This is a genomic window from Pseudomonas sp. 91RF (assembly GCF_003576265.1).
GTDB classification, from domain to species: domain Bacteria; phylum Pseudomonadota; class Gammaproteobacteria; order Pseudomonadales; family Pseudomonadaceae; genus Aquipseudomonas; species Aquipseudomonas kribbensis.
Genome location: NZ_QWFC01000007.1, coordinates 116,712 through 131,569, shown reverse-complemented (window position 1 = coordinate 131,569; position 14,858 = coordinate 116,712). Strand labels below are relative to the sequence as shown.

Annotated in this window: 16 protein-coding genes; 10 read left to right on the top strand and 6 right to left on the bottom strand. The window is 60.5% G+C overall.

Translation table 11 applies throughout. The annotated features are described in order from the left end of the window. Window positions 1-3 precede the first annotated feature (3 nt). From DXT77_RS00830 to DXT77_RS00800, 7 genes are all read left to right on the top strand, one after another. Window positions 4-429 (top strand): biopolymer transporter ExbD, encoded by a 426-nt coding sequence (locus DXT77_RS00830; RefSeq protein WP_007955109.1) that lies wholly within the window; start codon window positions 4-6, stop codon window positions 427-429. A gap of 3 nt (window positions 430-432) precedes the next feature. Next, window positions 433-1,137: an energy transducer TonB gene (locus DXT77_RS00825; RefSeq protein WP_119426244.1), complete on the top strand. Its 705-nt coding sequence runs from the start codon at window positions 433-435 to the stop codon at window positions 1,135-1,137. Window positions 1,138-1,176: 39 nt separating this feature from the next. After that, a complete protein-coding gene (locus DXT77_RS00820; RefSeq protein WP_119426243.1) occupies window positions 1,177-2,874 on the top strand; it encodes a putative porin in 1,698 nt (565 codons plus the stop codon). 17 nt (window positions 2,875-2,891) lie between these two features. After that, a complete protein-coding gene (locus DXT77_RS00815) occupies window positions 2,892-3,521 on the top strand; it encodes a DNA repair protein (RefSeq protein ID WP_119426242.1) in 630 nt (209 codons plus the stop codon). A 29-nt stretch (window positions 3,522-3,550) separates the two neighbouring features. Next, window positions 3,551-4,018: a YbjN domain-containing protein gene (locus tag DXT77_RS00810; RefSeq protein WP_119426241.1), complete on the top strand. Its 468-nt coding sequence runs from the start codon at window positions 3,551-3,553 to the stop codon at window positions 4,016-4,018. Between the two features lie 11 nt (window positions 4,019-4,029). After that, a complete protein-coding gene (locus DXT77_RS00805; protein ID WP_372238662.1) occupies window positions 4,030-4,962 on the top strand; it encodes a peptidylprolyl isomerase in 933 nt (310 codons plus the stop codon). Between the two features lie 174 nt (window positions 4,963-5,136). Then, window positions 5,137-6,114 carry a LysR family transcriptional regulator gene (locus tag DXT77_RS00800; protein ID WP_119426239.1) on the top strand — a complete coding sequence of 326 codons (978 nt, stop codon included), beginning with the start codon at window positions 5,137-5,139 and terminating at the stop codon, window positions 6,112-6,114. 106 nt (window positions 6,115-6,220) lie between these two features. Here DXT77_RS00800 and DXT77_RS00795 read toward each other — a convergent pair whose 3' ends face one another. Beyond that, complete coding sequence (locus tag DXT77_RS00795) at window positions 6,221-6,592, bottom strand: DUF6124 family protein (protein WP_119426238.1); 372 nt, start codon at window positions 6,590-6,592, stop codon at window positions 6,221-6,223. Between the two features lie 388 nt (window positions 6,593-6,980). Between DXT77_RS00795 and DXT77_RS00790 the strand changes: the two genes are divergently transcribed. Next, window positions 6,981-7,559, top strand: a complete 579-nt coding sequence (locus tag DXT77_RS00790) for a GNAT family N-acetyltransferase (protein ID WP_256662847.1) — start codon at window positions 6,981-6,983, stop codon at window positions 7,557-7,559. Window positions 7,560-7,563: 4 nt separating this feature from the next. Here the strand turns inward: DXT77_RS00790 and DXT77_RS00785 are convergent, their stop codons facing one another. From DXT77_RS00785 to ccoN, 5 genes are all read right to left on the bottom strand, one after another. After that, window positions 7,564-8,493 (bottom strand): halovibrin HvnC, encoded by a 930-nt coding sequence (locus tag DXT77_RS00785; protein ID WP_119426237.1) that lies wholly within the window; start codon window positions 8,491-8,493, stop codon window positions 7,564-7,566. 93 nt (window positions 8,494-8,586) lie between these two features. Next, entirely contained in the window at window positions 8,587-9,033 is a 447-nt protein-coding gene (locus tag DXT77_RS00780; protein ID WP_119426236.1) for a DUF2599 domain-containing protein, read from the bottom strand. Window positions 9,034-9,099: 66 nt separating this feature from the next. Continuing rightward, complete coding sequence (locus DXT77_RS00775; RefSeq protein WP_256662846.1) at window positions 9,100-10,536, bottom strand: hypothetical protein; 1,437 nt, start codon at window positions 10,534-10,536, stop codon at window positions 9,100-9,102. 156 nt (window positions 10,537-10,692) lie between these two features. Next, window positions 10,693-10,914 carry a CcoQ/FixQ family Cbb3-type cytochrome c oxidase assembly chaperone gene (locus tag DXT77_RS00770; protein WP_085708239.1) on the bottom strand — a complete coding sequence of 74 codons (222 nt, stop codon included), beginning with the start codon at window positions 10,912-10,914 and terminating at the stop codon, window positions 10,693-10,695. A 15-nt stretch (window positions 10,915-10,929) separates the two neighbouring features. Further along, entirely contained in the window at window positions 10,930-12,357 is a 1,428-nt protein-coding gene (gene ccoN / locus DXT77_RS00765) for a cytochrome-c oxidase, cbb3-type subunit I (protein WP_119426257.1), read from the bottom strand. Window positions 12,358-12,698: 341 nt separating this feature from the next. On the opposite strand from ccoN, the gene DXT77_RS00760 reads away from it, so the two are divergent. Then, window positions 12,699-14,372, top strand: coding sequence for a nitrite/sulfite reductase (locus DXT77_RS00760; protein WP_119426234.1), 1,674 nt, complete (start codon window positions 12,699-12,701; stop codon window positions 14,370-14,372). Continuing rightward, window positions 14,369-14,848, top strand: coding sequence for a DUF934 domain-containing protein (locus tag DXT77_RS00755; RefSeq protein WP_119426233.1), 480 nt, complete (start codon window positions 14,369-14,371; stop codon window positions 14,846-14,848). Before DXT77_RS00760 ends, DXT77_RS00755 begins: the two co-directional genes overlap by 4 nt. Window positions 14,849-14,858: the final 10 nt, after the last annotated feature.

Here is a 14,858-nt window from a genome sequence, read left to right as displayed (position 1 = left end):
GACATGGCGTCCGTAAATGCCTCCCACGACGATGATGAAGATGCAGCGGTGGACAGCATCAACATCACGCCACTGGTGGACGTGCTGATGGTGGTGCTGGTGATGTTCATCCTCACCGCCACCGCGCAGGTCTCCGGGATCCAGATCAACCTGCCCAAGGCCAGCGCCGCAGTGTCGCTGTCCGAGGCCAAGACCAAGGCGATTTCGGTCAACGACGGCGGCCAGGTGTTCCTCGACGCCTACCCGGTGACCCTGCCGGAGCTGGAAGAACGCCTGCGCATCGAGAAAGCGCAGAACCCGGACTTCCCGGTGATCGTGCGCGGCGACGCCACGGTGCAATACCAGAAGGTCATCGAAGTGCTGGATCTGTTGCGCCGGCTCGAACTGTCCCAGGTCGGTCTCGTCACCGGCAAACCGACGCAGGGCTGAGTCATGACTGCACAGATGCCAATCGAACCGCTGCCGGTGAAGAAGTCGCCAGTGCGCTATGTGAAGTGGGGCGTCGGGCTGATCCTCGGCGCACTTGCCGCGTGGTTCCTGTGGCAGTGGGCCAACGACATGAGCGGCATCCGCCGGGAAGCGCCGAAAGTGCCGACGATCATTCCGTTGCCGCCACCGCCACCTCCGCCGCCGGAAAAACCGCCGGAGCCGGAAACCCCGGTGGAAGAAAAAGTCGTCGAGCCGGAGCCGACGCCCGAGCCACAGGAAGTGAAACCCGAGGAAGAAGCGCCGCCATCGCCGGCGGACGACCTGGCCAACCCGATGCAAATGGACGGCGACGCCCAGAGCGGCAACGACGCCTTCAACATCGGCGCGGGCAAGGGCGGCGGCATGGCCGGCGCCGGTGGTGGGCGTGTGGGCAACGGCACCTACAGCCAGTTCCTCGCGTTCACTTTTCAGAAGCTGCTTCGGGAGAACCCGGACCTGCGCAACCTCGCGTTCTCGCTGCAGGCCGATGTGTGGCTGAGCGGCGTCGGCGAGATCACCCGGGTCGAACTGGTCAAGTCCAGCGGCAACCCCGAGATCGACAGTCAGGTGCTGGCCGCGTTGCGTAACGCGCCCCACCTGAGCGAACGGCCACCGGCCTCCATCACCTTGCCTGTGCGCATGTCCCTGCAAGGGCGGCGTCCGGGTTAACCGAATTCATAAAGCTGTATGAAAAGGAGTTGTGTGCAGATGATTTCCAACGTGAATCGATTGTCCCTGGCGGTCGGCATGGTCATCGCGACCCTGGTCGGTCAGGCCGCGGCAGCGCCTGCGCCCTCGGAGAACGCCACGATCAATCTGATCCGCTTGCTGGTCGAGCAGGGCATTCTGAAACAGGACAAGGCCGACGCTTTGATCGCCCAGGCCCAGAACGAAGCGGCCCAGGCCAAACAGGCTGCGGCATCCACTGCCGTAGCGGCGGGGCCGGTCGCCGCACCGGGCGATGTGCGGGTGCAATACGTGCCGGCCGCGGTGCGCGACCAGATCCGCGATCAGGTCAAGGCTGAAGTCATGGCCACCGCCAAGCAGGAAAACTGGGCCGCGCCCAACACCTTCCCGGACTGGCCTTCGCGCATCAGCTTCGACGGCGACATTCGCCTGCGTGACGAATCGCGTTACTACTCCGGCAGCAACAGCAACGAAATCGTCGACTTCGCACGGCTCAACAACAACGGCCCGTACGACGTGAACCCCAACAGCAGCACCGCGTTGCCGCCGTTGCTCAACACCCGTGAAGACCGCACCAACCTGTTCCGCCTGCGTGCGCGGCTGGGCATGAAGGCGCAGATTTCGCCCGAATGGACTGCCGGCATCCGCATCGGCACCGGCTCGGACAACAACCCGGTGTCGACCACCCAGAGCCTCGGCGGCGGTTTTGCCAAAAAGGACATCTGGCTCGATCAGGGTTACCTGACCTGGAAGCCGTCGGATGAACTGACCCTGACCGGTGGCCGCTTCGGCAACCCGTTCATGTCCACCGACATGCTGTATTCCAACGACCTGAATTTCGATGGTGTGGCGGCGATTTTCGACCACAAACTGAGCCGCGATTGGGGCGTGTTCGGCACCGTCGGTGCGTTCCCGGTGGATTACACCAGCGACACCACCACCAGCAACGGCTTCGACAAGGAAGAAAGCGACAACAAGTGGCTGTACGGCGCGCAGGTCGGCGCCAAGTGGGCGATCAACAGCAACAACCGCCTGAAAGGCGCGTTGGCCTACTACCGCTTCGAAGACATTCAGGGCCAGCGTTCCAGCCCTTGCGAGCCGTGGGCCGGCGCGCCGGGCTGCGACAGCGACGGCACCCGCGCGGCGTTCATGCAAAAGGGCAACAGCGTGTTCCTGCTGCGCGACATCACGCCGAACCCGCTCAACCCGAGCACCACGCCACAGCCGCAATTCGTCGGCCTGGCGTCGGAGTTCAACCTGCTGGACCTGAACCTGGTCTGGGACGCCGACCTGCCTGCCGACTTCAAACTGCGCAGCCAGGGCAACTACATCCACAACCTCGGCTACGACGAAGGCGACATGCGCAAGCGTTCGGCCGGGCAACTGGTCAACAACCTCGACAGCAGCGGCAACATCGAAAGCGGCGCCAATGCGTGGATGGTGCAGTTCACCCTCGGCAACGCGCTGGACCTGAAGAAACAGGGCGACTGGAACCTGTTCGCCGGCTACAAGTACATCCAGCCGGATGCCTTGCCGGACGGCTTCAACGACTCGTCGTTCCACCTCGGCGGCACCAACGCCAAGGGCTACATCCTCGGGGGCAACTACGGTCTGGCGAAGAACGTCTACGCCACCGGCCGCTGGATGAGCACCGAGGCGGTGTATGGCGCGCCGTTCGACATCGACGTCTTGCAGCTCGAGATCAACACGCGCTTCTAAGGCGCCGGGAGAGGGTTATGAAAATCCGCTTTTTATGGCTTGGACTCGGGATGTTGATCGCCACCGGGGCGAGCGCCGAAGGCATGGAGGAGCGCCTGCGCACGCAATTGCGCAGCACCACCCAGCAGCTGCAAGCCCTGCAGAGTCAACAGGCTCAGGCCAGCGCCGCGCAACTGGCGGCGCAGAACGAAGCCAAGGCAGCACAGGCGCAGATCAAGCAATTGACTGCCGAACTGGCCAAGGCCAAAGGCCTCGCCGAGCAACTGGCCGGGCAGCAGCAGAGCCTGCACAGCCAGGCCCAGGCGCAGGTGGCGGCCAGCAACGAACAGACCGGCAAGTTCAAGAAGGCCTATGACGAGCTGTTGGTCATGGCCCGTGCCAAAGAGGCAGAACGGTCTAAGCTTCAAGCGCAATTGGCCGAACGTGACACACAAGTGCAGCAATGTTCGGTCAAGAATCAGCAAATGTACGGCGTGGCCAAGCAGATCCTCACCGCCTACGAAAACATCGATGTGGCCGAGGTGATGAAGATCCGCCAGCCCTTCGCCGGCAGCGCCCGGGTCAAGTTCGATGAACTGGCTCAGGGCTTCGGCGATGACCTGTACAAGACACAATTCGATGCGCCGCAAGCCGCGATCGCGCACTGATTAAAAGACTCATAGACAAGGAAGAAGTAATGACTCAATTGATCTCCCACGTATCCCCGCAATCCCTGACCGACGTACTGCAAGCCGCCGGTTACCGCGTCAACCAGACCGAACAGAACGGTATCGTCCAGTTGCTCAGCGCCAGTCAGGGCATCGGTTACGCGGTGCGTTTCGGCAACCCGGCGGTGGTGGAGCAGGGCAGCTACGTCGACTTCACCTTCAGCTGCGCCTTGCGCGTGCAGGGTGAGTTGCCGGCCGGTGTGGCCGAGCAGTGGAACGCGACCCGTCGCTTTGCCCGGTTGTCGTTGCAGGGCGAATTTCTGGTGATGGAAATGGACGTGGTGGTGGCCGCTGGCGTGAGCAGCGATTACCTGCGCGGCAACCTGGAACTGTGGGATCGCCTGCTTCAGGAGTTCATCGTGTACCTGCGTGATTTCACCCAGAACGCTGCTGCCGCTCAGGCACCAAAGGTTGAGCCAGAGGAAGTCGCGCTGTGACAAAACCTGCCATGGTAATCAGCGCCGCTGCGGTGGCGCTGTTGGTGGTGGCCGTGGCGCTGGTGGTGCGGCCGGGCAATGACCCGGTCGCCGCCCAGCAACCGGCGCCGGTCGTGGGCGCCAGTGCCGGGCCGGCGGTGGCGCGACTGGGCAATCAGCAGGTCACGCCGGAGGAATTGCAGGCGTTGCTGGCGGCTGTTCCACCACAGACTCGCGAACAACTGCGCGGCAATCGCGAGGCGCTGGAGCGCTGGATACGTTCACGCCTGGCCGAAAAAGCCGTGCTGGAACAGGCCGATGCCCAAGGCTGGGCGCAGCGTCCGGACGTGGTGCGGCAAACCCGCGCGGCCACCGAACAGATCGTGTTCCGCGACTATTTGCAGTCGGTGAGTAAAGTGCCGGCGGATTACCCGAGCGCTGCCGAGTTGCAGCAGGCCTATGACGCAGGCAAGGCCAACTGGCAGACGCCGGCGCTGTATCGGGTGAGCCAGATTTTCCTCGGGGTGAACGAGCCGCAGAATCTTGAAGCTGTGCGCAAGCAGGCGGTGGATCTGAGCAAGAAGGCGCAGGCAACCCCGGCGGAGTTTGCAGCACTGGCCAAAGAGTTTTCTCAGGACCGGCTGACTGCCGAGCGCGGTGGTGATACGGGCCTGCAACCGTTGCAGCAACTGGTGCCGGAAGTGCGTGGCGCCGTGGCGCGGCTCAAGGTCGGCGCGGTCTCCGATCCCGTTCAAAGCAGCGCCGGTTTCCACGTGATCAAACTCACCGAACAACAACCGGCCCGTACCGCGACCCTTGACGAATTGCGTGACCAACTGACTCAGGCCTTGCGGGCACAGCGTCAGGAACAGATCGCCCAGGCGTATCTGGACGGCATGCTCAACACCGCGACGCTGAGCATCGACGGGGCCGAGCTCAACAAGGTGCTGGAGGAAAAGCTGTAATTCAGATTCACCACTGAACCCCTGTGGGAGCGAGCCTGCTCCGGGCGGCGCTCCGACGAAAGCGTCTGCACATTCAACACTTGCGGTGACTGAAACGCCGCCTTCGCGAGCAGGCTCGCTCCCACATGGGGATGTGTGGAATTCATAAATACAAAGATCGACAGGGAGTCATCGATGTCATTCACCGAACCCGCAGGACGACAGGGCAGCCCCGATTTTCGCTGGCCGCAGGAAAAGGCCGAACCCTGGCTGGCGCAGGTTGCGAAGATCGAGGGCGAGATCGCGCAATACTTTCTGGTCAGCGCCCGTTGCGGTTGTTTCATGCAGGCCGCCCGCAGCCTCAACGTGCGCTCGACCCTGCTGCGCAAGCAACTGGCGCAACTCGAACAGCAACTGCAATGCGCGCTGTTCAGCTTCCAGGGCAGTGCCTTGACCCTGACCCGCGAAGGCCAGCAATTACAGGCGCAACTGGTTGCCCTGGCCCACGAACGCAAACTCCCTGTGATCGAGCAACCCCTGATCAGGCTGGCGGTCGCCGAATCAATCCTGCACGACATCCTCGGCCGCGACCTCATCGCACTGCTGCGCCGCAACGCCAGCGTGCGCCTGGAGATCATCGCCCTCGACAGCGAACTGGCCCTGCGCGCGGTCAGTGCCGACATCGTGCTGTGGCTCGCCCACGGCGACACCCCGCACCCCGGCCCGACATTCGCCACCAGCGAACCGCAACGTCTGGCGCAGCTGGAATATCAGCCGCACATTGCCAAACGCTACTCCCGCGTGACTGCACGCCCGGAAAGTCCCGATGATCTTGCCGATTTCATGCTGGTGCAATGGCAGCATGATCGGCAGATCGACAGCTTCCGGCCGTGGAACAATCTGGTCGAGCAACGTCTGGCTGGCGTGGTGCAGATGCAGTCCTACGAGTTAATGCTGGAGATGATCCGGTGCAGCGCGTGCATTGGTTTGCTGCCGATGTACATGAGCCGGTTTGATCGCGGGTTGGTGGCGTTGCCGGGGTTGTTTGAGGAGGCGATGCGATTGCAGGTGTGGTTGGCGGTTAATTCCGCATCGCGGGATGTGGCTGAAGTGCAGACGTTGGTTGAGTTGATTCAGAGAACGTTCAATGAGCGGCAGGAGTGGTTTGAATAACCGCTTAAAAAGGACGGACTTAATTCAATAAATTCGTCCCCTTTTTTCAGAGCGTGGGAACGATCTAACGAAAACGGCCCATGCAGGGCCGTTTTGGTTTAAGCACTCAGGGCCGAGGTTCAGCCGCCACATCCAGATTATCCAGCACCCGATTCACGGCCAGTTCCCCCAGCATGATCAACTGCGCAATCCCCAACAGCACATGCCGCTGTGGAGTGTCGATCATCCCGGCGAAATCGCTGGCCATGGTTTTGGCCGAGGTCAGGGTTTCGCAGGCGTCGGCCAGCAGTTCTTCATTGGGGATGCCGGGAGCGATGAGGTAGCGGGTGTTGGGTTTGAGCATCGGTTTTCTGGGGTGGAACGGGTTGAGGTAGTGATCGAGGGCGCGCTCGGCGGCTTCGTGGAATTTCTTGGAATCGAGGGTTTCGTAGGGCGAGGTCGGGTCGGTTTCGGGTGGGTTTGGTGTTGGTTTGATCATTGTGAAGCTCCTTGAGAAATGGAGCCGTCATCCACCGCTGCTAAACGAATGAGGTGGCGGCTGTACGCGGGTTAGCAGACCAGGCTCAAGGATCCCGGCGCACCGAAGTGCCCCACGCAAGCCGCCATAAAACAGAAATGGCGAAGCCAACGTGCCTTGAAAATTAACCGAGCTGCTAAACCCGATCGCTGATTCATCAGCGACCTGGAAACGATAGAGCCGGCCCCCAAGGCACACAAGCCGGCGGATTCTGGCGGATGCGTAGGCAATGGCGCAAGGCGTTGTGGCTTGCCGGACGTTTCTGTCAACGGCTTTAAACAGTCGTGGCGAATCCGTGGAGAAGCGGTTTACAGTGACCGGCCACGCACTGATCCAGGAGGGATCTTTCATGCCTGAGCACAACCCCGCCATTCACCTCGAACGCTTCAGCGAATCCCACGTCGAAGGTGTCACTGCGCTCTACAACGATCCGGCCGTGACCCGGCAGGTGTTGCAGATGCCGTTTCAGTCTGCCGAGATCTGGCGTCAACGACTGATGCCGGAAAACGAACGGATGGTGAAACTGGTGGCGTTGCATCAAGGTGCGGTGATCGGGCATCTCGGGCTGGAGGCTTTTTCCCGTGTGCGCCGCAGCCACGCCGGCAGTGTCGGCATGGCCGTCGCGGTGGCGTGGCAGGGCAAGGGCGTGGGTTCGATGCTGTTGTCGGCGGCGCTGGATGTCGCCGACAACTGGATGAACCTGCACCGCGTCGAGCTCTCGGTGTACGCCGACAACGAAGCGGCCATCGGTCTCTATCGCAAGTTCGGCTTCGAGACCGAGGGCCTGTTTCGCGATTACGCCGTGCGCGACGGGCAGTGGGTCGATACCCTGAGCATGGCGCGGTTGCGTCGTTCCCCCGCCACCTGTACGACGACCAAGAGTCAGGCAGACGGCTTGTTACGTGCCTTACCCATCGACCCAGTGTGAGATTTCATTGGGTGACCTGCTGATCTGCGGCGACGTAAGTGAATGTGGCTGCCCCGGTTGCACTCGTGGCGGGAGTCAAACGTATGATCGGCACAATGATTTTCGGGTTGGTCGAGTTGTAGAAGTCCTGCTGGTTGTACCGGGCATCAGCGAGGCCCGCATTGCTACCCCCGGCGATGAAGAAAAACGCCATGATCGGGAACGTGTTCGGATGGCGCGATGCCCAGGTTTTTATCAGGATCTCGTTATGGCTGCCAAAGCCGGCCGCGCCTCGCAACTCCTTGCTACGCACCGATTGATAAAAAGCAGGGCCGGCCAGATAGTTGCGTTCGTCACGAACATCAAACCCGCACTGGCGCAAATTGGGATTGCCGCCGGCAGTGTTCCAGACGGCCAACCATTGTTCTGCTGTTGTCACGCCTGCGTCCTGACACAGTTGGCTTTGTGTTGGATAAGAAGGGTGAGCCACACAGACGGCTGTTTCACTGCGGTGCCAGGTCCAGGCATCTTCGGGGTAGGAGCACAGGTAATCCAGGTCTTCCTTGTCTTTTGGTGCTTCGAAAATCGGGTAGAGGATATATCCATTGCCGTTACCCCAGGCCAGGCGGCCGAAATTGGCATCCTGACGCAAATAGGAAAACGACACACCGCCGCTCTTCACCGAGGTTGGGCTGGGATCCCAGACTTTATACTGGTTGTTCGGATCTTTAACGGTGACTCGCAGGGTCACCCCTGAACACAGGAATGCGGGCTGCGAATCGGATTTGTTGCAGTTCGGGAATTTGCGCCCGTACAAGGTGTTCAATTGAGTGGCGATGGCTGGGCCATCAAGTATTTGTACACCATCGGCATTAACGGAAATGGGTGGTTGCGTTGAAACCTGTGAGCAACCAACCAGCAGGGCCAGCACTAATGAGCTGATTATTCTGTACATCGCCTGTGCTCCTTTGTGCACGATGCATTAGCCAGGTGGCTGCCGTGATCGGTTGCCATGCCTTGATCATCTCTTGAATAACCCTGTGCCCATTCAAGGGGCTACTTCAGGCAATGGCTCCTCATGGTTGCAGCCCGCTGCCACGGTTTTGGTAAGCCCTACATCCGGGCGCCAGGGCTCCAGGTTCCACTCCGGTTTGTCCCGCGCAACCATCAGATGGCAAATCAATTGGTGGCGCAGGCCGTGGGTGTTCGTCCAGTAACGACTGTTGGAATAATCACGGGTGAGTTCATCCCACAAATAGGCCGTGCCTTCCGGAGGTGTTCGTCGGGCGCAGTCGGTTGGCTTGATGGAAATCGTCCACTCGTAGTTCCGGTATATCCACCGCGCGCTGGCGACGTAACTCGAGCAACGCTCCACCGTCTGGATGTAGCTGTCCGCTGCGGAGCGAGGGGATGTGCGAACTTCGACTGGCTGAGTTGCCACTTGCGCGCAACCGACAAGCAGCACCAGGGGAAGTGTGCAGATTATTTTGTGCATGATTTGATCCTCGGCCCGTTTAGCGGGCCAGCGGGTTCTTGGCGTTGTTATTGAAGATGAGCCTTCTTAGAGGGAAATCTTCAAATACGGCGAAAAGATGATGGGGTCCGTACTCCCCGTACGCCTGATGGAGTAGTTGAAATAGCCTGTTTTCCCCCGGTTGTTGCTTATCCAGCCTGACGGCACCGCGAAGTCCATATAGGCGCCCTGCCTGTAAGGAACCTCGTTGCTGTCGAGACGTGTCTGACCATCGATGGTTAACGAGATACGTGCTGTGTATTGCGCTTCGAGAGGATTTGGGGCGTAAAGCCTGAGGTTGTCTCTGGCAGCGTTGATCGTGGGTACGCCACAGATGTGTTTCTGTCGGGTGATGTTGACGTCGAGGTCTTTTGAGGGAAGCTCGGGTACTGTGTTTGGAGGAATGACGGTGTAAGAGAATTGGATCTTGTTGGCGATGGAGTCGACGATCACTCGACGAGGGATCAAAAACGTCAATTTTTGCCCGGCTGAAGAAATTGTCTGGGTCTCGCTGCCGTGGGTTTCTGCGCGCCCGATGCAATAGACCCTGACCTTTTGTCCTGTATTGGAACCTGTGTATTGCACTTCCACGGTGGCGTGGGCGTTCTCATAAAAGTCTTTCTCGAAATTCAAGGTCGTACCGTTCGCTTCCTTGGCTTCCAGCACTTTGGGCGCGATCAGATCCAGGACAGGCTGTTTCACATGCACATCGATGTAGGTGGTTGCTGACCAGATGGCTAGCGGGCCTGAGGAGTTGCCGAGACTGTCGGTCACTCGGAAACGAATGGCGAACCGTTGATTGTCCTGCCAGAAATCCTTGGCGAAGAGCTTTATCACCACTCGACCCTGTTGCGCCTCTGTTGCGCTCACTTTATGCGGATAGGTTCGACCATCCAGATCAAGGTTGATGTCGTCGCCTGCTCGCATGTAGGGGTAGGTGAGGGTGGCGTCGACTCCGTTTGCAGCCTCTGTCGGGCCCACATTTGTGTGGGACATGGACAGGATCAGGTTCGGATTGTCCCCGGAGCCTGCGACCTCTCCTCCCGGGCGCGGTGTGTGGACGAGGACCAGAAGGTCAATTGAATCCGTTCCTCCGGGCTGGACAGTGTTTATGGCCCGCACTACCAGCGTGTTGATGCCATCCGTCAAAAAAGCTTTAGGCACGGAATAGTCGAAAGGCCTGCCTACGTCCCCCGGTTGAATGGTTTTCATGAACTGGGGGGAGCCGTTGTTGATGATCAAATAGGCAGAATCGTTTGTCGCTTGCGCGTCCCAGGGGACAATCTCAAGACTCAGCAGATCGCCGGGCAAGGTGAAGAGTGCAAGCGGTACGCCGTAGTGAGGCTTCACGTTGGGGTTGGGGTAGTAAACGGGGTTCAGAATCCCCCCGACAACTTTGGCGGGATACACCACTAGCGGACTGTTCATCTTCTGCACTCCGGTTTCTGTGACGGTGGTTGCATGCGCTGCAACAGGTATCGTCATCAAACATCACCGGGCCATGAGTGCCTACTGTCAGATCTGACAGGTAAAGCCTGAAAAGACCAGCCGTTCGTCTTTTTTCTGGTGAAACGTTGTCCAACACACCGGGGTCCTGAGGCGTTCCCACACAGCGTGGGAACGCCTCAAGGCTGAAGCACCTCACATCTCGAGATTGACCCACCCCGGCTTCGCCACCTCCGGCGCCACCGCTTTCACAGTCTTGCCCGTAGCCAACTCCACCCGCCGCGCCACCTCCGGATCATCCGCAAACGGCGTCAGACTCGCATCATCCAGGCTTTCAGCCGTTTCATGGCGCAAGCAATACTCCACCGACAGCCACAAAAACAGCACGCCCAGCACATTCAAGACAATATCGAACATGACCGGCTCCCTTGATCAGGCGATCTGCGCTTCACGATGGGCAATCGCAACATCCGCCACCCGCACCGTGCGCCACACGTTGTAGGCCATCAGCAACATGCCCGTCAGGAAGAACACCCCGCCGGCAAAGCGCACGACGAACCCCGGATGGCTGGCCTGCAACGCTTCGACAAACGAATAAGTCAGCGTGCCGTCCTCGTTGATCGCCCGCCACATCAGACCCTGTGTAATCCCGTTGACCCACATCGACGCGATGTACAACACGGTGCCGATGGTCGCGAGCCAGAAGTGCAGGTTGATCAGCGGTGTGCTGTGCATACGCTCGCGGCCGAAGACTTTGGGCACCATGTGATAGGTCGCGCCAAACGTAATCATCGCCACCCAGCCAAGGGCGCCGGCGTGTACGTGGCCGATGGTCCAGTCGGTGTAGTGGGAGAGGGCGTTGACGGTCTTGATCGCCATCATCGGGCCTTCGAAGGTCGACATCCCGTAAAACGCCAGCGACAGCACGAGGAAACGCAAGATCGGGTCGGTACGCAACTGATGCCAGGCCCCCGACAGCGTCATCATCCCGTTGATCATCCCGCCCCAGCTCGGCGCCAGAAGGATCAGCGACATCGCCATACCCAACGACTGCGCCCAGTCCGGCAGCGCGGTGTAGTGCAAATGGTGCGGGCCGGCCCAGATGTACAGGGTGATCAGCGCCCAGAAGTGCACGATCGACAACCGGTACGAATACACCGGTCGATTGACCTGCTTGGGCACGAAGTAATACATCATCCCGAGGAACCCGGTGGTCAGGAAGAAGCCCACCGCGTTGTGCCCGTACCACCATTGCACCATCGCGTCGGTGGCGCCGGAATACACCGGATAGGACTTGAACCAGTCCACGGGAATCGACAGGTGATTGACCACGTGCAGCATGGCGATCACCAGGATGAATGCACCGAAGAACCAGTTGCCGACGTAGATGTGCTTGGTCTTGCGTTGCACCACCGTGGTGAAGAACACGATGGCATACGCGACCCAGACCACGGCCATCCACACCGCGCCGGAGAATTCGATCTCGGCGTATTCCTTGGTGGTGGTGAAGCCCATCGGCAGGGTGACCAGCATGATCACGATCACCGATTGCCAGCCCCAGAAGGTGAAGGCGGCGAGCTTGTCCGAGTACAGCCGCACCTGGCAGGTACGCTGCACCGCGTAATAGCTGGCGGCGAATTGTGCGCTGCCGGCGAAGCCGAAAATCACAAGGCTGGTGTGCAACGGTCGCAAGCGGCCGAAGGTGGTCCACGGCAAGTCCAGATTCATGTCCGGCCATACCAGTTGCGAGGCGATCCATACCCCCATCGCCATGCCCACGACACCCCAGAAAACCGTCGCGATGACGAATTGGCGGACGACCTTGTAGTTATAAGCCTGTCCGATTGTTGCTGTGCTCATGGTCAATTCTTCCACGGTTGCAAAGTCTTGCCAGGCCACCCGGTCTGGCACGAGCTGCACTGTAGAAACCCCGCCAGAAACAAAACAGGCTCAGGAATTGTTCATTTGTGCGGATCAGATCGAAGCTCAGCCTGCGGCCATCTGCCGCGCCCTGATACGGTTTTTATACGTTCAGGTGAATCTGTAACGGGCTGCGCTGCAACGTCATAGTGCTTTTACAAAACTGTGGGAGCGAGCCTGCTCGCGATTGCGGTGTGTCAGCCAACAGTGCCGTTGCCTGACACACCGCAATCGCGAGCAGGCTCGCTCCCACAGGAAATCCCTGACGAGGTAGTAGGCCGATGTACCAGTACGATGATTACGACCGGGCGCTGGTGTTCGAGCGCGTTGCGCAGTTTCGCGATCAGGTCGAGCGCTTCATGGGCGGGGAGTTGAGCGAAGAGGAATTCCTGCCGCTGCGCCTGCAGAACGGCCTGTACATGCAAAAGCACGCTTACATGCTGCGGGTGGCGATTCCCTACGGCACCCTGAGTGCTGAACAGATGCGCACTTTGGCGAGCATCGCCAGTGACTACGACCGTGGTTACGGCCACTTCACCACGCGGCAGAACATGCAGTTCAACTGGATCGAACTGCACGAAGTGCCGGACATTCTCGAACGTCTGGCGCAGGTCAACATGCATGCGATCCAGACTTCGGGCAACTGTGTGCGCAACATCACCACCGAAGCCTTCGCCGGGGTCGCGGCGGACGAGTTGATCGACCCGCGTCCGCTGGCGGAGATCCTGCGGCAATGGTCGACGATCAACCCGGAATTCCTGTTCCTGCCGCGCAAGTTCAAGATCGCCATCTGCTCGGCGAAGCAGGACCGTGCGGCGATCATGATGCACGACATCGGCCTCTACCTTTACCCCGGTCGCGACGGGCAGAGGCTGCTGCGGGTGATTGTTGGCGGTGGTCTGGGGCGCACGCCGATCCTTGGCTTGCAGATCCGCGACGGCTTGCCGTGGCAGCACTTGCTGTCTTACGTCGAGGCGGTGTTGCGGGTCTACAACCGCCACGGCCGGCGGGACAACAAGTACAAGGCGCGGATCAAGATTCTGGTCAAGGCGCTGGGCATCGAAGCGTTCGCCAAGGAAGTCGAAGAGGAATGGCAGCACATCAAGGACGGCCCGGCACAGCTGACCGAGGATGAATACCTGCGGGTTGCCAACGCCTTTGTGCCGCCGAGCTATCGCACGCTGGCCGGCACCGATCTGGATTTCGGCACACACCTGGCCGACAACCCGGCGTTCGCCCGCTGGGTCGCGCGCAACGTGCAGCCGCACAAGGTTCCGGGCTACACCAGCGTGGTGTTGTCGACCAAACCGGGCGTTGCGGCCGCACCGGGGGATGTCACCGGTTTGCAGATGCTGGCGGTGGCCGACTGGTCCGAGCGTTTCGGCTTCGGCGAGATTCGCATCGCCCACGAGCAGAACATCGTCCTGCCGGACGTGCCCAAATCCGAGTTGTATGCGCTGTGGCAACTGGCGAAAGAGCAGGGGCTGGGCGCCGCCAACGTCGGCCTGCTGACCGACATCATTGCCTGCCCCGGCGGTGATTTCTGTGCGCTGGCCAACGCCAAGTCGATCCCGATTGCCCAGGCGATTCAGGCGCGTTTCGACAACCTCGATTACCTGCACGATCTGGGTGACATCAGCCTGAACATCTCCGGCTGCATGAACGCCTGCGGCCATCACCACATCGGCAACATCGGGATTCTCGGTGTCGATAAAAACGGCAGCGAGTGGTACCAGATCACCCTCGGCGGCGCCCAAGGCAAGAACAGCGCGCTGGGCAAAGTCATCGGCCCGTCGTTCAGCGCCGCCGAGGTGCCGCAGGTGATCGAGCGGATCATCGGCACTTTCGTGCGCTATCGCGAGGCCGAGGAGCTGTTCGTCGATACCGTGGCGCGCATCGGCCTGGAGCCGTTCAAGGAGCGGGTCTACCTGAAAGCGCTGGAGGTGTCGGCATGAACAATCTGCTGCGGATGGAAGAGAGCGGGGCGCGGATCGTGCTCGACGATCCGTGGACGCTGATCCGTTCACCTGAAACAGCGTCCGGTTCCGGGATGCTGATTCTGCCGCTGGCCCACTGGCTCGAATCGCCCTCGACCCACGCAGTCTGGCTGGGCCCGGACGATAGCGTCGAAAGCCTGCTGCCATGGTTGACCTCGCTGCCGCTGATCGCCCTCGACTTCCCGAGCTTTCGCGACGGCCGCGCCTACAGCCAGGCCTATCTGCTGCGCAGCCGCTTCGGCTGGAAAGGCGAGTTGCGGGCGATTGGCGATGTGCTGCGCGATCAACTGAGCCACATGCGCCAGTGCGGTTTCGACAGCTTTGCCGTGCGCGAGGACAAATCCGCCGAGGATGCGCTCAAGGGACTGGCGGGGATGAGCGTGTTGTACGGGCGCTCGGTGATCGAGCCGCGGCCGTTGTTTCGGCGCAGGTGACGCAGGGGAA